The organism is Cruoricaptor ignavus, from assembly GCF_014961145.1.
GTDB classification, from domain to species: domain Bacteria; phylum Bacteroidota; class Bacteroidia; order Flavobacteriales; family Weeksellaceae; genus Cruoricaptor; species Cruoricaptor ignavus.
In genome coordinates, this window is the sequence record NZ_CP063145.1 from 1,702,260 (window position 1) to 1,722,380 (window position 20,121).

The 20,121-nt window shown below is 50.1% G+C and carries 15 protein-coding genes; 6 read left to right on the forward strand and 9 right to left on the reverse strand.

Annotated features, from left to right (window positions below; all coding sequences use genetic code 11):
• Positions 1 to 226 precede the first annotated feature (226 nt).
• From IMZ16_RS08200 to IMZ16_RS08225, 6 genes are all read right to left on the reverse strand, one after another.
• Positions 227 to 616 carry an HU family DNA-binding protein gene (locus tag IMZ16_RS08200; RefSeq protein WP_193439642.1) on the reverse strand — a complete coding sequence of 130 codons (390 nt, stop codon included), beginning with the start codon at positions 614 to 616 and terminating at the stop codon, positions 227 to 229.
• 262 nt (positions 617 to 878) lie between these two features.
• Entirely contained in the window at positions 879 to 1,100 is a 222-nt protein-coding gene (locus IMZ16_RS08205; RefSeq protein ID WP_193439643.1) for a hypothetical protein, read from the reverse strand.
• Positions 1,100 to 1,867: an HNH endonuclease gene (locus tag IMZ16_RS08210; RefSeq protein ID WP_193439644.1), complete on the reverse strand. Its 768-nt coding sequence runs from the start codon at positions 1,865 to 1,867 to the stop codon at positions 1,100 to 1,102. Before IMZ16_RS08210 ends, IMZ16_RS08205 begins: the two co-directional genes overlap by 1 nt.
• A 64-nt stretch (positions 1,868 to 1,931) precedes the next feature.
• Positions 1,932 to 2,438, reverse strand: coding sequence for a hypothetical protein (locus IMZ16_RS08215; RefSeq protein ID WP_193439645.1), 507 nt, complete (start codon positions 2,436 to 2,438; stop codon positions 1,932 to 1,934).
• Positions 2,435 to 2,662 (reverse strand): hypothetical protein, encoded by a 228-nt coding sequence (locus IMZ16_RS08220; RefSeq protein ID WP_193439646.1) that lies wholly within the window; start codon positions 2,660 to 2,662, stop codon positions 2,435 to 2,437. Before IMZ16_RS08220 ends, IMZ16_RS08215 begins: the two co-directional genes overlap by 4 nt.
• Before the next feature lie 43 nt (positions 2,663 to 2,705).
• Entirely contained in the window at positions 2,706 to 4,805 is a 2,100-nt protein-coding gene (locus IMZ16_RS08225) for a protein-disulfide reductase DsbD family protein (protein WP_193439647.1), read from the reverse strand.
• 97 nt (positions 4,806 to 4,902) lie between these two features.
• On the opposite strand from IMZ16_RS08225, the gene IMZ16_RS08230 reads away from it, so the two are divergent.
• Genes IMZ16_RS08230 through IMZ16_RS08240 form a run of 3 tightly spaced genes read left to right on the forward strand, consistent with a single transcriptional unit; the run spans position 4,903 to position 8,033 of the window.
• Entirely contained in the window at positions 4,903 to 7,305 is a 2,403-nt protein-coding gene (locus tag IMZ16_RS08230) for a heavy metal translocating P-type ATPase (RefSeq protein WP_193439648.1), read from the forward strand.
• A 38-nt stretch (positions 7,306 to 7,343) separates the two neighbouring features.
• Entirely contained in the window at positions 7,344 to 7,559 is a 216-nt protein-coding gene (locus tag IMZ16_RS08235) for a heavy-metal-associated domain-containing protein (RefSeq protein ID WP_193439649.1), read from the forward strand.
• Positions 7,560 to 8,033 (forward strand): thermonuclease family protein, encoded by a 474-nt coding sequence (locus IMZ16_RS08240; protein ID WP_193439650.1) that lies wholly within the window; start codon positions 7,560 to 7,562, stop codon positions 8,031 to 8,033.
• Between the two features lie 130 nt (positions 8,034 to 8,163).
• Here IMZ16_RS08240 and IMZ16_RS08245 read toward each other — a convergent pair whose 3' ends face one another.
• Genes IMZ16_RS08245 through IMZ16_RS08255 form a run of 3 tightly spaced genes read right to left on the reverse strand, consistent with a single transcriptional unit; the run spans position 8,164 to position 11,433 of the window.
• On the reverse strand, positions 8,164 to 9,219 hold the full coding sequence (locus tag IMZ16_RS08245) for a DUF3810 domain-containing protein (protein ID WP_193439651.1): 1,056 nt from the start codon (positions 9,217 to 9,219) through the stop codon (positions 8,164 to 8,166).
• A complete protein-coding gene (locus tag IMZ16_RS08250; protein ID WP_193439652.1) occupies positions 9,206 to 10,666 on the reverse strand; it encodes an MFS transporter in 1,461 nt (486 codons plus the stop codon). Before IMZ16_RS08250 ends, IMZ16_RS08245 begins: the two co-directional genes overlap by 14 nt.
• A gap of 29 nt (positions 10,667 to 10,695) precedes the next feature.
• Entirely contained in the window at positions 10,696 to 11,433 is a 738-nt protein-coding gene (locus IMZ16_RS08255; protein WP_193439653.1) for a lysophospholipid acyltransferase family protein, read from the reverse strand.
• A gap of 87 nt (positions 11,434 to 11,520) precedes the next feature.
• Here IMZ16_RS08255 and IMZ16_RS08260 point away from each other — a divergent pair, with 87 nt between their 5' ends.
• The 3 genes from IMZ16_RS08260 (at position 11,521) to sov (ending at position 20,110) form a co-directional block, all read left to right on the forward strand.
• Positions 11,521 to 12,378, forward strand: coding sequence for a BadF/BadG/BcrA/BcrD ATPase family protein (locus tag IMZ16_RS08260; RefSeq protein ID WP_193439654.1), 858 nt, complete (start codon positions 11,521 to 11,523; stop codon positions 12,376 to 12,378).
• A gap of 44 nt (positions 12,379 to 12,422) precedes the next feature.
• The gene (ruvA, locus tag IMZ16_RS08265; protein WP_193439655.1) at positions 12,423 to 13,007 is read left to right on the forward strand and encodes a Holliday junction branch migration protein RuvA; all 585 of its coding nucleotides are present in this window, start codon (positions 12,423 to 12,425) and stop codon (positions 13,005 to 13,007) included.
• 89 nt (positions 13,008 to 13,096) lie between these two features.
• A complete protein-coding gene (sov, locus tag IMZ16_RS08270; RefSeq protein WP_193440832.1) occupies positions 13,097 to 20,110 on the forward strand; it encodes a T9SS outer membrane translocon Sov/SprA in 7,014 nt (2,337 codons plus the stop codon).
• Positions 20,111 to 20,121: the final 11 nt, after the last annotated feature.

The following is a 20,121-nucleotide window of genomic DNA, read 5'->3' on the forward strand; positions in this document are numbered from 1 at the left end:
CCTTCGACAAGTTTGGGATAGCATTCCTTAAAAAGCCATAGGCAAAACGCCATAAGCCATAAGGAAATTTGTAACGCTAAACCTGTCGAAGCGCCCATAAAATTAATAGTTTAAGATTAAAGGATTAAGGCGCTTAATAAAAAGCCTGCATCGCAGTGGTAAGGCTGTTGCGCAGGTTTCGGTTATCAATTATCAATCCTCGCAAATTCTTATGCGGCGGTTTCGCCTACTTGCCCTTTTTCTTTTGTATCCTTGCCGTCTTTAGAGCGTTCTTGATTTGCTTGCCAGGGCGGAAGATGGTGCGTAGGCTCTTGATATCCGCCTCGGTTACCTGCTCTGCCTTGTCCTTGCCGGTGCTGCTGCCACCCGCCTGAAGCGTGAAATAATCGCCTACATAAACGATCTTCCCATCAGCTACATCCTCGGCAATCTTCTCGAAGGTGCTCTCCAGCACGGCGAGCACATCGGCCTTGCTCACGGTGGATATGCTGGAAGCGTAGCGTGCCAGGTCGTCCAGCGTAGTTTTCCCATCGCCGATGATGTTGGCATAATACTTTGGCGGGTCGTCGCGTTTCTGCGGGTTTGCCCGCTCTACTACAGTAAATGTGATTGGCATAATAAAAAGGTTTTAAAGTTGTTCGTATTGAATTGCACGGTTGGAATTCCTCTCAAATATAAGAAAAATTCTATATCAAAAAAGGGGTATAAAATAATTCACACGGGTCTTTCAAAAAAAACACACGAGAGTTTTCAACAAAACACACGAGAGTTTTAATGAAAAGACACGAGAGTTTTGTAAAGCCTTTACTGGTGGGCGTTTCCGAAGGCTATTTTTCCTTGCCGAAAACGCAGTAGGGAAGAGGTGGTTTTTTAGGGGATTATTCGCTGAAATGCTCTTGATTTTTCGGAAGTTCATCAAGTGGAAGCCAGGCATCCCAGCCTACGGCTTCATCAATGCCCTTCAGGAAGGCCGCTGCTTCTTCTGCGGAGTTGAAGGAAAAGCGTTTCACATTAGTCTCAAGTTCATCGGGGGAAAGTTGCCCACCGTTCTCATAATTTCGGATTTCTTCCCTGCCGAAAAATATAATTAGCTCGTGCATTAGCCTTTGAAGATTTGTGTGAAATGATAATCTAAATAGTCCCTTTTTGGTAAAAAGCGGTCGGGAAGTGTGATTTTTCTCCTATTATACTTCAGGAAAAACGCCTGTACGGTATCATAATCACCACAATTATTTATAGCGTCCGATATTGTAATTTCATAATCTGGCGTTACGCTTATAAAACCTTCATCATAGGCTTTGTGGTGAAGCGCACTTAAACATAAGCCATTTTGCGGGTTGGTTCTCGTAGTTTTATCCTTATGCCACGGCACGATGTGGCAGGCGTGAAGGAAGGATGCGTGGTGGATGCCGGTGATGCAGCACCGAATATTGTAAGAAGAGAGCACGGCGCTTCTGAAGAAAGACTGATTGACCCTTGTGCGGACAAGCTGCTCCTTCACCTCTCCAGAAGGCAGGTTTTCCAAATCTATCCCAATGTTTTTCTCGATAGGTTGATGCTGAAGTTCGGCAATTATCCGCTCGCTTTCAAAGGTAAGCGCATCCCAATTGCCTTGAAATTCATTCCAAACCTCCTCGTCCATCCTGCTTCCATTGTCCAAACCTATAATGCCTTGCTTTCGAAGTTCAGGGTCTAACCTTCCGAAATTCCCTATCTTCATATTTAAAGCCGATGGCGTTCTGCCCAAAATATTAGCGTATTTGATTACGGTGGGGTGGGTTTTGCTGCTGCTTTTGAAGGGGATTTTGCAATAAACATAAAAGGCAACTATAGTTTCTTCCCGTGTCCAGTTCGCAGATTTTGCCATTGGCTTAAGTAAACTTTTTATTGAAGTTTGTCAACTACCACAATATATATTGTAAAAACTCTAATCAGTATCCAAGCAACAATATGCCTTTCAGCGGCAGTTTTAGCCTATTACTTATATATAAGGTCTCAAGGAATGCGTAGATTTTCATAAAGTCATCAGCGCCACGATACTGATTTCTCACCGCGATAATCAGGTATTCCACTTCAAACATCATACAGGCTTGGAAGATATCCTTTAGGAATTGGTTATTATCCACCGCTCTTCCTGCTTCTACTTCCAGCACGATTTTCCCATCTGCACTTACCGCATCGGCATTAAAACTTTTGTCAATGGTGTTATTCTGCCCAAAGAGTACGGGGATATGTATCTTGTCTAAAGTGGATTTCCCCGCCTCCACGGTGAAGTTTATCTGTTCAAGATGCGGTCTTAAGTGGGATAGAACGGCGTTGCTGTTCAGCTGAAACTTGGTAGAATCAATAGCGTTTTCTGCCAAAAGAAAGCAGTTGATAACGGCTTGTATCTCAGGCGTGATGCCGTGCGAGCGTGGAAAAAACTGGAAACGAATCATATATTCCTTTTTATAAACACTATAATCTCTTCATCACTCTTGGCAAAAACTTCCTGCGGAACATAGTAAAATATCTGTTCGTCTATCAGCCTTGCTTCCTCGGACGCGTAGTTTCCGTTCAGCATCAGGGCATCGTTCAGTTCCTCCGTGCTGATGCTCAAGCCAGCAAGCCCAGGCGTTTCCAAAGTTTTCACAGGGTATTCCCTGCCAAAGATGCGTATCATTTCGCTAAAAACTTATCATCCATCACTCATCATCCCCCGCCATCTATCTCACTGTGCCCTTCTCTTTCCACCATCTCACGCCGCACTCCAGGAATTTTTTGAAGTCCTCCTTCGGCATATAGCCGGAGACTGGCGAGTTGATCACGCGGCCGTCCGGCGTTACCAGCACATAGTGCGGCTGGGAGTTGTTGTTGAAATTCACCTGCTGGAACATACTCCAGCGGTCGCCCACGCTGCGTACCTTCTTCATCTGGCCGCCGCCCAGGTCTATGCTCGTCTGCTGCTCCTGAGGTAGTTCCTCGCGGTCGTCCACATATAGGGATGCCAGTATCACCTCGTTCTGCAGTATCGGCAGTATATCTGGCTCGCTCCATACGAATTCCTCCATCTTGCGGCAGTTCTCGCAGCCATAGCCGGTAAAGTCTATCAGCACGGGCTTCTGCTCCTTTTGCGCCAGCGCTACGGCGTCGAAATAGTCGTGCTGTGGGTGCATCCCCAGTATGCCGTCCTCCTCGTTGTGGAACCAGCTCACATTCACGGGTGGCAGTATGCCGGAAAGCATCTGCAGCTTCGGCCGCTCACCTGGGAACAAGCCTTGGATGAGGTATATGGTAAAGCCGATGCCCAGCACGCCGAGTCCCTTCCTTGCCGGTGAGATTTTAGCATTCTTGTCATCGTGCGGAAAGCGAATGATGCCGAAAAGGTACAGCACCAGCGCAATGGTGATGAGGATCCAAAGCAGGATGAAGAGCTCGCGCGATAGCAGGAAAGTCTTGCTTACCAGGTCTGCCTTGGAAAGGAACTTTAGGGCGAGGGCCAGCTCCACGAAGCCCAGTACCACCTTTACCGTGTTCATCCAGCCGCCAGACTTCGGCAGGCTTGCCAGGGCGTTCGGGAAGAGCGCGAGCAAGCCGAACACCAGTGCCCACGAAAGACCGAAGCCCGCCAGCGCAAAGGTAAGCAGCATAGGCACATCCGACGAGCCCGTAACCGCGCTGCCCAGCAGGGAACCCAGGATAGGCCCCGTGCACGAGAATGAGACGATGACCAGCGTAAGCGCCATAAAAAATATGCCGATGATGCCGCCGGCTTCCTCTGCCTTGCTGGATTTATTGGCGATGCTGCTCGGCAGGGCAATGTCGTAATACCCGAAGAAGCTGCCCGCGAAGAACAGGAATATCAGGAAAAACGCGATGTTCAGCCATACCGATGTTGAGATTTGGTTGAAGATATTACCCGCAATACCGTCAATAATGTGGAAAGGTACGCTGAGCAGCACGAAGATCAGCAGGATGAAGAAGCCGTAAAGAAGCGCGTCCCTCCTGCCTTTCGCCTTATTCTTCGCCCCCTTTGTAAAGTAAGAAACCGTGAGCGGAACCATAGGGAACACGCACGGCGTAAGTAGCGCAATGAAGCCCCCAAGGAAGCCAAGCAACAGATAGGTAATGAAGTTTTCGGAAAACTCCCGCTTCGGCGTGCCGCAATCTGTAAGCGGATTCTGGAAATCCAGCGTGGAAATGCGTAAATCCTTAGGGTTTATGCTAGCTTTCGTGCTTACTGTTGAGACTGGATCAGAAGTTAAGGTTGGGTTTACGGCCGCGCTGTCAGCAGTATTTGGCAAGGCGATTGGTGCTTCTAAACCTGCTTCCTGCTCAGGCTTAGCCTCGTCCGCCACCTTGCTTCCGCCGCTAACTTTCGACTGAAATTCGAGCGTGTTCGGCGCAAGGCATATGCGGTCGTTACAGGTTTGATAGGTGATTTCGGCGATGGCCACGGAAGGCTTCGCAGGGTCCTTAAGCTTAAATTTCCGCTTGAACTGAGCCGTGTTGGAATAGTACACGATTTGCGCACCGAAGGCTTCCGAGAATTCGTCGTATTTCTTCCCGACTTCCACGGTATTGCCTATGGGAATTATATTCTCGCCGCCCAGCTTCATCTCGGTAGGTATGCCAGAATCTGGCGGCAGGTCTTTAGAGTAGATGTGCCAGCCAGGCTCCAGCGTGGCAGTAAGCACGGCTTCGTACTCGCCGTTTTGAAGGGCATTCACTGCATATTTAAACTTCACAGGGTCCTTAATCTGCGCTTGATTTAAAGCGAAAAGAAGAATTGTAAACCAAAAAGAAAAAAAGGATTTAAGTTGCATTTATTCAGAAATCATAAAATTTGGGCGAAGTTACAGTTTTAAATTAAAAAACCCCGGAAAAGCCCATTAGATGATTTTTGGTTAATTTTGTGTTGCAATGGCAAAATTCAGCATCAATATCCCCTACCGGGGGGAAATAAACCAATCAGCAGCTCAAGACCTGCGGGAGAAGTTAATTAGCCTGAAGGGCGTGGAGGATCCTGTTTTTGATGAAGATTCTCACTGGCTGCAGCTTACAGTAAAGGACAGCGAGGCAATTGCTGCGGCGGTTGTAGCCCTGAAGGGAGCCGGTGTGCAAATACCCTCCCAGCGTGCAAGCTTCCCCGTTCTTGGGATGACTTGCGCGGCGTGCGCCTCCAGCGCGGAAAATGTGGCGAAGTATACCGAGGGCGTCCTAGATGCCTCCGTGAATTTCGCCACAGGAAACCTGAAGGTAGAGTACCTGCCCAGCCTCACCGGCCCGGAAGGAATCCGCCGAAGCGTGCAGGAAGCCGGCTACGACCTGCTGATTGAGGATAAAGCCAAGGAGCAGGAAAAGCTCAGGGAAATTCAGGAAGAAAATTTCAGTAAGCAGAAAACCAAAACCCTTCTTGCCGCCGCGCTTTCGCTGCCGGTGGCGGTGCTTGGGATGTTCTTTATGGACTGGAGGTATACGCCGGTTGTTTCGGCAATACTCTCTGCGCCGGTGGTTTTTTGGCTGGGGCGCAGTTTCTTTGTCAACGCCTTTAGGCAGGCGCGCCACGGCAGCGCGAATATGGATACCCTGGTGGCACTGAGTACCGGTATCGCTTATTTCTTCAGCCTTTTCAACCTGCTTTTCCCACAGGTTTGGGAGTCGCGGGGTATGGAGGCTCATGTGTATTTTGAGGCAGCGGCAGTCATCGTTACCTTTGTCCTGCTCGGTAAATTAATGGAGGAGAAGGCGAAGGGAAACACCTCCGCGGCGATAAAAAAACTCATCGGCCTGCAGCCTAAAACTGTGACAATCATCACTGCAGACGGGGAGGAGATCATCAAGCCCATTGAAGAAATCTCAGTAGGAGAGGCAGTCTTAATTCGCCCCGGAGAGAAAATTCCTGTGGATGGTGTGGTGCAGTCCGGAGAATCTTTCGTGGACGAGAGCGCGCTTACTGGCGAGCCTCTTCCCGTACGAAAATTGCAGGATTCCGAGGTGTTTGCCGGCACATTAAACCAAAAAGGAAGCTTTGTTTTTAAGGCAATAAAGGTTGGCAGCGATACCGTTCTGGCACAAATCATAGAAACCGTGCAAGAGGCGCAGGGCAGCAAGGCGCCGATCCAGAAACTTACCGACAAAATTGCTTCGGTTTTCGTGCCGGCGGTGCTGGGGATTGCTGCTTTAACCTTTTTTATATGGATGATATTTGGCGGAGACGATGGATTTGCGGGTGGGATACTTGCGGCTGTCACGGTGCTCGTCATTGCCTGCCCCTGCGCGCTTGGTCTTGCCACGCCTACCGCGGTGATGGTTGGCATCGGGAAGGCGGCAGAAAACGGCATCCTGATAAAAGATGCGGAAAGCCTGCAGATGATCGGGAAAATAGACACCGTGGTTCTGGACAAGACGGGAACCATCACCGAGGGGCATCCCCAGGTTACGGACATCCGGTGGGCGAAGTATGCGGACGAGGTGAGCCGCCAGGTGCTCTTCACCCTGGAGAAGCATTCCGAGCACCCGCTTGCGGAAGCCATTGTAGCGCATTTTCCAGGGTTCCGCAGCCTTCCCCTCGCAAGTTTTGAAAGTCATACAGGCGAGGGCATTTCGGGGGAATATAACGGGAAAAAATACTTTGCAGGGAACCAAAAGCTGATGAATAGAAATAATGTTCAGGCGGGGGAGTTTCAATCTTACGACGCTCTTGCCAGCAGGGGTACCACGCAAATTTATTTCGCAGATGATTCTCAAGTTCTCGCAGTCGTCAACATCGAGGATAAAATAAAGGAAGGCTCGGCAGCCGCAGTCGCCGAAATTCAGGAGGCGGGCATCGATGTATGGATGCTCACCGGGGACTCCGGCAATGCTGCAGAAAAAATCGCCGCGCAGGCGGGCATCAAAAATTTTAGGGCAGAACTCTTACCCAACGACAAAGCCGATTTTATAAAAGAACTGCAGCTGAAGGGAAAAAGAGTGGCGATGGCGGGCGACGGGATCAACGACAGCACCGCAATGGCCGTGGCGGATGTGAGCATCGCTATGGGGAAGGGATCTGATATCGCCAAGGATGTAGCGAAGATGACCATCATCTCCTCCGACCTGCGGAAGCTGCCGCTGGCGGTAAGGCTTTCGGGACAAACGTCGCAGACCATAAGGCAGAACCTGTTTTGGGCGTTTATTTACAATATCATCGGCATACCTGTGGCTGCAGGGGCGCTGTATCCTGTCAACGGATTTTTGCTGAATCCTATGCTGGCTGGCGCTGCGATGGCTTTCAGCAGCGTGAGCGTGGTGCTGAACAGCCTGCGCCTGAGGTACCGGAAGTGAAATTTTCCATACATTTGATTAACTAAAATTCTTTAAAAATGAAAGAACTGAAATTTAAAACCAACCTGAACTGCGGCAATTGCGTAGCGAAAGTGCAGCCCGCTTTCGATGCCGAGGAGGGCATCCTCGAGTGGAATGTGGATACTGAAAATCCTGATAAAATTTTATCCGTTAACGCCAGCGAGGAATTGGAGGAGGAAGACATCATAGTAATGGTGCGGAAAAAAGGTTTCCAGGCAGAGGTGTTGAAATAAATGAGAATTGCATTCCTGGCTATCTTTTTTTTTCCGCTCAGCATCTTTTCACAGATTAAGGCAAAAATAGTAGGGGTGAAGGACGGCGATACCGTAGTGGCCTTGCTGGGAGGCAACCAGCAGATGACCCTGCGCCTCGCTGATGTGGACTGCCCAGAGAAAGGCCAGGCATACGGCACCCAGGCGAGGAAATTCACCTCCGACCAGGTTTTTGGTAAAAATGTAGTATTTTACATAGAAACCACGGACCGCTACGGCAGAGCGGTGGCGCGGATCTACGACGGAGGCAGATACCTTAGCGAAGAGATCATCCGCGCGGGGTACGGCTGGTGGTACGAGCGGTATTCCAAGAATATATATTTGAAAACGGTGGAGGCGGAAGCGCGCCGCGCTAAGCGTGGATTATGGGCAGATCCGCACGCTGTGCCACCCTGGGACTACCGTAGGATGCAGCGAGGCAAAAAAGCAGCATAATTTTTTTGGAATGTCTTGCATAAGTCGGGTGGAAGTTATAAATTCGCATTATTCTTAAGAGCTGCTAAGTTCGGAGAAGAATTTTTTTCATCATTTGTGTTTTTGGGCCGTGCATCTTGCACGGTCATTTTTATTGATCAGACTCATACCCCACCAGCAGGTATACGAAGTAGGAGTAGGATATGCTTCCATCCTGCCGGTTGGATTTCAGAAAGAAATCATTCGTGAAACCAAAAATCCGCGCTATCGGCCCTTGGTTCCTCTCCCGAAATTCTATTTCTGCAAGCCGGTCTCGCTGCATGCCTGGGCTGTAGCGAGAAAGAATATTCAGTACAAACTCAGGTTCCTCATCAGCCAGCGCATTCAGCAGGCTTTTCAGCGCAAAGTATCCTGAGGCATAGCGCAGCTCCGCATTTTGCGAATCTTTTCCGCAGAGGAACCCGATGAAGCTTGCCTCCTGCTCGCGGGCATAGCCCAGCTGGTGGGCTGCCTCGTGGGGCAGCGTGGCGGCGAGCATCGTGTGGGGCATTTCAGGGTCGTACTGCGCCTCCGCGGTGAAGGGATTGTAGTAGCCAAGGATGCCGGTACTGCTCATTATTCCGCGGAAAAGGCTGGGTTTTATGCTGATGATTCCCGTATATTTTTGTTGTAAATCTTCCTTCAAAAAAAACTGCCGGAGGATGATTTCTGATTTTAATTCCTCTATATCGCGGATTTCCATAGTACCGCTTACGCTTTCTTTCACCTTCTCTCTGTCCCGTTTGCAGTTTTCGAGATATTTTTCTGCCAGATTTTTTAGCAAAGAAGTAGGCGGGCTACCGGCGTCGCCTATCTCTGCGATGGGTTTCTGATGATACAGCATCCCCCAAAAAATAGTGTAAAGAAAATAGGCAGCATTGGCGAAAACTAAAATTGCAGAAATGGCGCTTCGCCGATATTTTTTCAGAAATAAAAGGACGGAGCAGATAGCGAGAAAAAATCCGCAGAGAAAATAAAGTGCGTCACCAACGGAAAACGGCACGCCGCAGAACAGCCTCTGGTGCCCACCTTTTTGCCAATGGAAGAAATCTGCGAAATACCCTACCGCTGCTTCGGACAGCGACAGGGCGGAGAACAGCACCACCTGCCCGATTAGGAGAAACCCCAGCCGGGCAGTTTTGGATTTGAGGAGTTTACTTCGCCTCATCGCCCGTGCCTATGCCCTGCTTCTTTAAAATTTTCCTGGCATAATAGCCGTAGAACGCGAGGTATGCATAGCAGGCCACCGGGATGATGTAGGATAAATGCGTGTAGGTAGTGCCGAAAATTCCGGCAGGCCGGCTTTGGTCAAGGTCGCAAACCGCGCCCTGGATCAGCGGGATCACGCCGCCGCCGAGGATCATCATAATTAGGAAGGAGGATGCTTTCCCCGTGTTTTTGCCAAGCCCGGCAATCGCCAGATCGAAGATGGAAGGCCACATAATGGAGCAGAACAGCCCGCCGGAGATGAAGAAGTACACCGCCAGTTTTTTATCCGGTAAAACCAGCCCGCAGAGCATCATCAAAATACCCGCAATGCCGAAAACCATTAAAGTTTTCCCAGGATTTTTGCCCCCGATGAAGCTCATCAGAATAAATAAAATAATCCAGGCGGGATAGATGAAGAACTGCGAAACATCGTGCCCGCCGGCGCGGTTGGCCAGTATGAATACCGCAAACGCAAGGAACGGTACCGCAAAATGCATCAGGAGGGAGGCGGGTTTGCTAAGACTAAACACATTGATCCCGCCATTCCACCGCCCGATCATCAGGCTGCCCCAGTATAGGGAGATAAACGGCGCGATGCGGCTTTCCGGGATGCTGCCGAATTCAGGCGTGTTCAGCAATGCCGCCAGGTTGCTGGGGATGGAGACTTCCACACCTACATAGACGAAAATCGCGAGCATCCCCAGATACAGCTGCGGGTAGCGCGAGATGCGGAATTTTTCCATCGGGGTGTTATCTGCCACTATCTCCTGCACGCTGGTCGGGTCCTCTATTTTGGAGAAAAGCAGGAATGCGCCCACCAGCAGGAACGCGATGCCGAGGATAGCAAATGGCAGCCTCACATCCTGCAGGGCAAGTTCCGTGTGCCCGCCGGAGGTCCCGAAAAGCGCGATGCCGAGGATCACCGGGCCGATGGTGGTCCCCAGGGAATTTACTCCCCCGGCAAGCGTCAACCGGTGTGCGCCTGTCTCCGGGCTGCCCATTTTTATCGCCAGGGGGTTTGCCACAATCTGCTGCACGGAAAAGCCCAGGCCTACGATGAATAATCCCGCCAAAAACATCCAGAAACTTCCGGCAGATGCTGCGGGGACAAAAAGAAAAGCACCGCACGAGGAAATCGCCAGGCCGATGGCGAGAGCCTTTTTATAGCCAATTTTTTGAAGAATGTCCATCCGCAGGGAGATTAGGAAAAATATGAGAGAACCGACGAAGTATGCCGCATAAAACGCCCACTGCACCAGCTGCGACTCCAGCTGGCTGAGCGTGAAACTTCTCTTGAATACGGGAATCAGGATGTCGTTGTTGGCGGCTACAAAACCCCAGAAAAAAAAGACGATAATCAGCGAGATGAATTGGGACCACTTGGTCTGCTCAGAATGTTGATTCATTATGAAATTCTTAAGGGAAACAAAGATATTTAATTTTTTTTCAAATAATATTGCCTCAGCGCATCGGAAATCATCCCGTGAGCGGCTTCTTTTGTTTTGAGGAAATCTGGATTGGGCTGCAGAATATCCAGAAAGAAAGCCACCGCCTTGCCAGGATAGCCTCTGGAATTATCAAACGGGAACATTTCCTTCAGCCCGCCCAGCGCAAGTACGGCTATCGGCACATTTTCGCCTGCAGAAATGCTGAATGCCCCGTTTTTAAAATCATCCAGGAGCACGGAGGTATCATCCGGCACGCCGCCTTCGGGGAAAATTATCACGCTGGTGCCTGCCCTCAGGCGCTCCGCGGTTTTCCCGTATACCGCGTGCCGGCTTCGTGCGGATTTTCTGTCAACCAAGATGCAGATTCTTTTATAAATGGTTGCAAAAAAAGGAATCTTCGCAAGCTCCGCCTTGCCCACAAAGGATACGGGGTGCCTTGGGAAAAGTATCGGGATCAGCATTATATCCATTATTGAATAATGATTGGAAATTATGATATACGGCTGGTTATCAATAAGTTGCTTCGATGTTTTTCGGATAAGTTCATAGCGGAAGCCCGCCGCTGCGAAGACGCATCTGCACCAGGTTCTTACGAAGAAGTAGGCGAATTTGTAGTGCTCTTTCCGGATGGAAAGCAGGTATACCGGCAGGAAAAACAGGAGGAAAAGCACCGCGGCTACGAGTATAATCCACAGGCGCCAGAGATAGTTGAATATTGCAGGCATTCTGCAAAAGTAAACAACACGGCGGAATGTGAGTTTTAATTATTTGTTTAATTTTTGCAAATCCGCTACTTTAGCAAAAATTTGACTATGATAGCCATTGCGGACGGGGGCTCTACGAAATGCGACTGGGTAATTCTGGACAATGCCGGCGGGGTGATGCTGCAGGCAGTGACGGATGGGTTCAACCCGAACCTGATCCCGCGTGGAGAAATTTGCACCAGGCTGCTCGCCCAGCCTGTTTTGAATTCAGTTAAAGCTGAGGTTACCAAGGTATTTTTCTATGGGTCCGGCTGCGGCCTGCTGCAAAACAGGGAGATCGTGCGGGAGGAATTTCAGAGCTTCTTCACACGGGCGGAAATTACGGTGAAAGACGATCTTACCGCGGCGGCATACGCGGCATACGAAGGTACTCCGGCCATTATCTGCATCCTGGGCACGGGCTCTAATTCCTGCTTTTTCGATGGTAAGGAAATCCGTAGAGATCTGCCCTCGCTGGGCTACCTGCTGGGGGACGAGGGCAGCGGGAGCGCGATAGGAAAGCAGCTTCTGAAGAAATATTTTATGAAAAAACTGCCTCCCGATCTTCACGAAGAATTCACGAAAGAATACGGGCTCACCATTGAGGAAGCAATTGCAAAAATTTACCACAACCCGAGGGCAAATGCCTGGCTGGGCGGGTTCAATAAGTTTGCCGCGGAGCGCAGGCAGCATCCTTTTATCCAGGAGATGATCTTCGCGGAATTCAGAAACTTCCTCCACTACCAGGTGCTGCCCTACCCGGAGGCGCACTCTGCGGAGATAAATTTCATCGGCTATATCGCCTTTATCTACGAGGAAATCCTGCGAGCGGCTGCCGCGGAATTCAACCTAAATGTGGGAAATATCCTCCAAAAGCCCATCAGCAGGCTTGTGGATTATCATAAAAAGCATATGGAATCATCTTAAAAGATTGGCAAAATGTGCTTATATTTACCCGCTAAATTATCTGCATGATTTATTCAGTTCGGGGTATGGTCATAGAGGTTGCGCCTACCTATGCTATTTTAGAAGTCGGCGGAATTGGCTACCACATTGGGATAAGCCTTCAGACCTCGTCCCTGCTAAAAAAGGGCGGGGAGGCATTCCTCTACACGAGGCAGATTATCAGGGAGGATGCGCACCTTCTCTACGGTTTTGCTTCCGTAGACGAGCGCGAGGTTTTCGATCTCCTCATCAGCGTTAGCGGGGTGGGGCCCACCTCGGCTATGATTATGCTTTCCTCGCTTACGGGGGCGGAAATTGCCAATGCCGTGAGTGCCGGGGTAAGTTCTGAACTTCAGAAAATAAAGGGCATAGGAGCAAAAACCGCGGAGCGGATCATCGTAGACCTGCGCGAGCGAATGAGAAAATATAGCACTACCGAAGAGGAGATTTCTGTTCAGAATGACAATAAAGTCCGCGGCGAGGCGTTATCTGCCTTGGAGGTGCTGGGTATCCAGCGGCGCATCGCAGAAAAAGCAGCGGATAAAATCCAGAAACAGGAGCCGGATATTTCGGTGGAAAATCTTATTAAGCAAATTTTAAAAAGCATTTAATCAGTTCATAAACATAACAGAGCTAAGTGTACAGTAGCAGCGTGAAACATACATTCAATAATATTTTAGAGTGTGGAAGGCCGGCGGCAATCCGGATACTATTTTTACTGGTTATTAACCTTATTAATACAGCTGTAGCGCAGGAGCGCCCGCTGGACAGCCTCAGCATCCGGCAGGATTATACCCTGCCCAGCCCGGTACGCTACGAAGCCTATTACGATGTGGCTACAGGCAAGTACCACCTCTACCCGAAGGTCGGCAGCATCACGGTGGGGGCGCCTACCGTGATGTCCCCGGAGGAGTACCGCGCCTATATGCTCAGCACGCAGCTGGCGGAATATTACCGCCAAAAATCCGATGATAATAATATCGTTTTCAGAAAGGACGAAAAAGAAGCTGAGAAGCGCGGCCTGATCCCGGCAGTGAGGATAAACAACCGCCTTTTTGAATCCATTTTTGGAAGCAATAAGATAGAGATAATTCCTCAGGGGTTCGCATCCTTCGACCTCGGCGCGCTGCATCAGAAAATTGACAATCCGATGATCCTGCCGCAGAACCGCTCCAGCTTTGCCATCGACATCCAGCAGAGAATCCAGCTGGGGCTTACCGGTAAGGTGGGGGACAATCTCCAACTCCGCGCCAATTACGATACGCAGAGCGGCTTCGCCTTTGAAAACAAACTCAATGTGGCGTGGCAGGCAAGGGGCACCTGGCGCGACCTGCAAAACAAAGGCCTGAACGACCGCACCACCGGCGGCGAGGATAAAATAATAAAGAAAGTAGAGTTCGGTAATGTGAATCTGCCGCTCTCTACCAGCCTCATCCGCGGCTCGGAATCGCTTTTTGGCTTAAAAACGCAGTTCCAGCTTGGGAAAACATTGGGTACCGTGGTGCTCTCCCAGCAGCAGGGAGAGGCGAGGAACATCGTGGTGCAGGGCGGCGGCGCGGTGCAGACATTCAAGATCAATGCCTCCGATTATGAAGATAACCAGCACTATTTTTTAGGGCATTATTTCCTTGATAATTACGACCGAGCGCTGCAAGATTATCCGCTGATCAATTCCACCATCAGCATCAACAGGATTGAGGTCTGGGTGCTGGAGCAGGGCTCTGGCAATTTGCAGGAGCAGAAAAGCATCCTCGGCATCCGGGATCTCGGGGAAGGAGCATCGGGCTATCCGGACAACTCGCAGAATGGCCTCTACCAAAATATCGCCGGCCTGGGCACAGCGGTCCGCGATGTGAATCTCGCATACAACGCCGTGCTGGGGCAGAATTTCCCAAATGCGGCGGGCGCTCCGGAACGCTATACCGACGGCGAGCAGTTTATTTTCAACCGCAGAGCCAGAAGGCTTCAGACCAATGAATTCAACTACAATCCTCAGCTGGGCTACATTTCATTAAACCAAAGACTTAATGACAATCAGCTGCTTGCGGTGGCGTATTCCTACACTGTAAACGGGCAGAAAACTGTGTACAAAGTGGGTGAGTTCTCTGACGAAAGCCCGGTGCTTATCGTAAAATTACTGAAGCCAAACTCCACTGTTCGCACCTCCTCGCCCATGTGGGACCTGATGATGAAAAACATCTACCCTATGGAGGCGAACCAGATCAGCGCCGATCAGTTTATGCTGAATGTGTACTACCGCGACAGCCAGGCGGGCAAGGTGAATTATCTCCCGGGGACCGCCGTGCAGGATGTGCAGCTGCTGAAACTATTCAACTGGGACAGGCTGAACATTAATAATGATATGTCCGGCGATGGCGTGGCGGGTGACGGCCTTTTCGATTTCGTTCCCGGCATCACCATTAATGCCAATGATGGGAAGCTGATATTTACCAAAGCCAAGCCTTTCGGCTCTTATCTTGAAAATGTTCTGGGAAGTAGCGATCCGAAATTCGTTTTCAATGACCTATACACTATGCAGAAGGAGGTGGCGGCGCAGCAAAACCTGGCGCAGCGCTACACCATCGAAGGGCGGTACAAGGGTGCGCAGGGGAGCGGCATTTCGCTGGGTGCCATCAATGTGCCCCGCGGTTCGGTAAAAGTGACATCAAACGGCCAGCAGCTGATGGAGGGTGTGGACTACACCGTGGATTATATGCTGGGTTCGGTGAATATCATTAATGAGGCCCTGAAAAATTCTGGGCAGGCGATCAATGTATCGCTGGAAAATCAGCTGACTTTCAATACGCAGCGCAGAAGCTTTATGGGGCTGAACCTTGAGCGGCAGTTTAATGAGCGCCTCCTCCTTGGTACCACCATCGTGAACTATTCCGAAAAACCAATTACCCAAAAAGTAAACTTCGGCAATGAAGCGGTGAATAACACGATGGCAGGCTTCAACCTGATGTACAACAACGAATTCCCGTTCCTCACGAGGCTCACGGATAAAATTCCGCTTGTAAAAACGGATGCTGCTTCGCGCTTGAATTTCCGTGCCGAGGGTGCCTACCTGATTCCTGGGCAGGATAAGAATGCAGGAAATCAATCCTATATTGATGATTTTGAACAATCTTCTACCAAAATTTCCCTTAAAGAGCCGGGCTTCTGGGGGCTAGCATCCAAGCCTGAGCAAAACAGAAACGATCCTCAGTATGCCAATGCCGGCCTGGTAAACGATGTGCGCGAGGGCTACGGCAGAGGGCTTCTTTCCTGGTATAATATCGATCCGCGCTTCTACGGCGTCGGCGGAAAAGCTCCGGCAGGCATCAATGCGGAGGCGGTTTCCAACCACGCATCTCGGCGGGTGCAGACTTCCGAGCTGATGAACAACCGGGATTTCGTAGCCGGAGAGCAAACCTACACCAACACGCTGGATATTACTTTCTACCCTAAAGAGCGCGGCCCTTATAACCTTAACCCAATTGACGAGCCGGCAAACCAGCGGTGGGCGGGGCTGATGCGACCTATTTCCGTGTCCAACTTTACCGGTTCCAATATCGAGTATGTGGAATTCTGGTTGATGGATCCCTATGCTGACGGGCGAAATCTTGGTACCTCGCCAAAATTGAAACTCCACCTCGGGAATGTTTCTGAGGATGTGCTGAAAGACGGCAAACTGATGTACGAAAACGGTATGCCTACGGCCTCCAGCGCGGTTTCTACATCCACCAGCAACTGGGGCGTTCAGCCGAACCAGTTCCCGGTACTGTACGCCTTTTCCACCGAGGGCGAGGAGCGTCGCGCGCAGGATGTAGGCTACGACGGGCTGAACAATGAGCAGGAAGCGCAGAAATTCGGTACCGGATACATTAATCCGATAACTGGGGAGCCCGATCCCGCGGCGGATGATTTCGTTTTTTATCTTTCTAATAAATTCACCGGCGCGCAGGCGTCTTCCGTGACAGAGCGGTACAAATATTTTCGCAACCCGGATGGCAATTCCCAGTCCGGATCGCTGGAAGTAGCCACGCAGATGCCAGATGCTGAGGACATTAACCACGATTATAACCTGGATCTTAATGAAAACTATAACCAGTACACCATAAACCTCGACAGGAACAGCCTCGCAGTCAACAGAAATTTTATTGTTGATGAAAAAGAAGTTCCCGTGCGTTTCCAGAACGGACAGAAGGGCAGGAATAAATGGTACCTCTTCCGCGTGCCGGTGCAGCAGTTTGATACCAATGCCGGTGCGGCTTCCGAGGATGTATTGAATAATGTACGCTTTGCGAGAATCATCCTCGATGGCTTCGATGATACGGCAACGCTGAGGTTCGGTACGCTGGATCTTGTACGCTCCGAGTGGCGGAAGTACAACAAAAATATTGTAGCGGGCAGCCTTCCGGGTGCTGCTGATAACGAAGGTTCGATGCTTGTGGACAATGAGAATTTCTTCGTGGGCAGCGTAAATCTGGAGGAGAATGCGCTGGGTGCGCCGCCTTATGTGATGCCTCCGGGCATTGATCGCCAGGTTCTGCAAACGGCTGGCGGTATGCAGCGGCAGAATGAAGCATCCCTTTACCTTAAAGTTACCAACCTGAAAAACGAAGCGCGCGCTGTGGTAAAAAATACCTTTGTGGATATGCGGAGGTACCGCAAGCTGGAAATGTTCGTACACGCCGAGGACATCCGCGGTACAGGAACTAGCAGCCAGCTGGATCGGGATATGAAGTTTTTCGTGCGTTTCGGTAGTGATGCCACGGATAATTATTATGAGTACGAAGCCTCTTTGAAATATACTCCGCGTACTGCCAGAACTGCCACTGAGATCTGGCCGCTGGAAAATATGGTTAATATCAACCTCCAGGATTTTGTAGACGCCAAAATAAAAAGAGACCAGGCCGGCGGAAACCTTATTGGCAGCAGGTTTCTCTATGCCGAGGCAAGCGACGGCGACCGGAAGATATTCGTGAAAGGCCGCCCTGTACTTGGGAATATTACCACTATGATGATCGGGGTGCGCAATACCTCCGGCGTAGGCAAAGATGTGGTACTTTGGGTAAACGAAATGCGCATCTCCGGAATCGAAAATGAGGGAGGCTACGCGGCGAATGCTAGCCTGGATTTCAACCTGGGGGATTTTGCAATGGTGAATGCCGGCGGGGCGTACTCCACGGTAGACTTCGGGAGCATCATCTCAAAACCTGCCGAGCGGAACCAGAGCACCAATTCCGCGCTGAACATCAGTACCACGGTTAATCTCGATAAATTTATCCCGGAAAAGGTAGGGATGCGGATCCCGGTAAATTACACCTATGCCCAAACCATCGAGGATCCTAAGTACAACCCAATCGATATCGATGTAGAATTCGAAAAGGCGGCAAACAGAGAGGAGCTGAAGCAGGTCGCGAGAACTTACACGCAGCAGCGCAGCATCGGTGTGGTAAATATGCGTAAGGAGCGTACGAACACTGAGCGGAAATCCCGCTTCTATGATGTGGAAAACCTGGCGCTTACACTGAATTACAGCGATGATTACTACCGGGATGTCTACACCACCAAAAACTATCGCCAGTATCTGAGAGGCAATCTGGATTACAACTACAGCTTCCGGCCGTGGGTGCTGAAACCGTTTAATAAAATGGTGAGCGATACCGCAAAATCCGCGAAATATTTGCAGTGGTTTAAGGAATTTAATTTCAACCCTGTGCCTACGAGAATCTCCGTGCGTACGGAGCTGGACAGGAATTACAACGAGCTCCAGTTCCGGAATATTGAAGCGCTGATGAACGGCGTCGCCGGCTCAGACTTCGATGTGATCCGAAACCGCGCGTTCTACTTCGGGTGGCAGTATGCTGTAGGTTTTAATTTTACAAGGTCATTAAAGCTGGAGATCAATTCCGCTACCAGGACTTTGAACGACAATATCAGCCCGACTGCGATGGACACCCGCAGCATTTTCGAGCAGCCTTTCCGCTCCGGGCGCCCCGTGCTTTACAATCACAGGGTGCAGCTGAATTACCGACTGCCGTTTGAGTATCTGCCATTTATGAACTTCCTCACTGCGGAGGTGGGCTACGGCTTCCAATACAACTGGAACGCCCGCTCTACGGTGCTTACGCAAAGCAATGCCGGGAATCTGGGGAATCTCGCACAGAATACCAACACGATTGTAGGCACGGCGACTGCCAATATACCGCAGTTCCTGAACAATTTCGCCTACTTCAGGAAGATAGAGGAGGTCAGGAATAAGCGGCGCCAGGAAATCGATTCCCTGAATAACGCCTATGCAGAAAGCGCCCTGAAGAAAAGCAAAAAGAATAAGTTTTTCGTATTTAATACTTACAAAGGTTATACTTTCAAAAACCGCCTGACACCGATGCAGACTGTGGCTTCGGCGTTGTTTTCAGGCAGGCAGCTTGATATTAATTATAATGAGAACAACGGCACGGTGCTTCCTGGCATATTGAGTTCACCGAATTTCTATGGCTACGGGCAGAATATCGGCGGGCCTACAGCTGGCTTCCTGCTCGGCTCGCAGGCGGATATCCGGAGAACGGCCATCGAGCGCGGATGGATTTCTTCGTCTCCATATATGAATGATCCCTATTCGCAGCAAAATTCAAAATCTTTCGATGCAAATCTCCAGCTCAGCCCGCTGAACGATTTGAGAATAGATATCAATGCGCTTTGGAGGCACAACAGAAACCTCGTGCAGGGAGGCTACAACCTAGATGCCGATCCCGCTACGCCGCATTTTGATTTTGCCTTCGAAAACGAGCTGGTTACTCATTCCAAATCTGTTTGGATGCTATCTACTTCATTTAAAAATTCAGGAGATTTATTCCCGAGAATTATTGAAAATGCTAGAGCGCTCTCTCAGCAAATGGGCACGGTGCCTGGTGCGGCAGGCTTCGCTCAAGGATATTCATTGGGGAATGCGTATGTACTGGTGCCTGCCTTCCGAGCAGCAGTGGAAGGGCGCAGCCTGGAGCCGATGGACAACCCGAAAAAATCCGGCTTCCCGTTGCCAAACTGGAATGTCGTTTATTCCGGCTTCCGCAACCTGCCGATGGTGGCAAGTCAGTTCTCTAAATTTGACATCCTGCATTCCTACAAATCCACCTACACGGGTACGGGGGTGCAGTCGAACATCGATTACTACAACGATCCCGACGGGTTTGATGTAAATGGCGACAGGCTCAATCCTTATATTTTCAGTCAGGTAGGCTATGTGGAATCCTTTGCCCCGCTTATCGGAGGAGATTTTACGCTTAGGAACAATATGCACTTCCGCGCGATGTACAACCGCGACCGGATGCTGCTCCTTGGCTTGGTAAACAATACCCTCACGGAGGACTACAGCAAGGAATATGTCTTTGGCTTCGGCTACATTGTGAAGGATTTAAGGATGAAACTCAATATGGGTGGCAAGCCGCGTAATGTCGTAAGCGACCTGAATGTCCGCGCAGATTTCTCTCTTAGAGATAGCGAAACACGAATTACCAACATACTCCTGGAGGATTCTCAAGTCACAGGCGGGCAGAAACTTCTGGGGATAAAATTCAGCGCGGATTACAATGTCTCCGAAAATTTTAACCTGAGATTCTTCTACGACCAGCTGGCTACCAAATACAAAATCTCCACAGCCTACCCGCTCTCCACCATTCGGGCGGGGCTCTCCGCTACATTCAATTTTAACGGCGGCATAAGATAAATTTTTAAAAA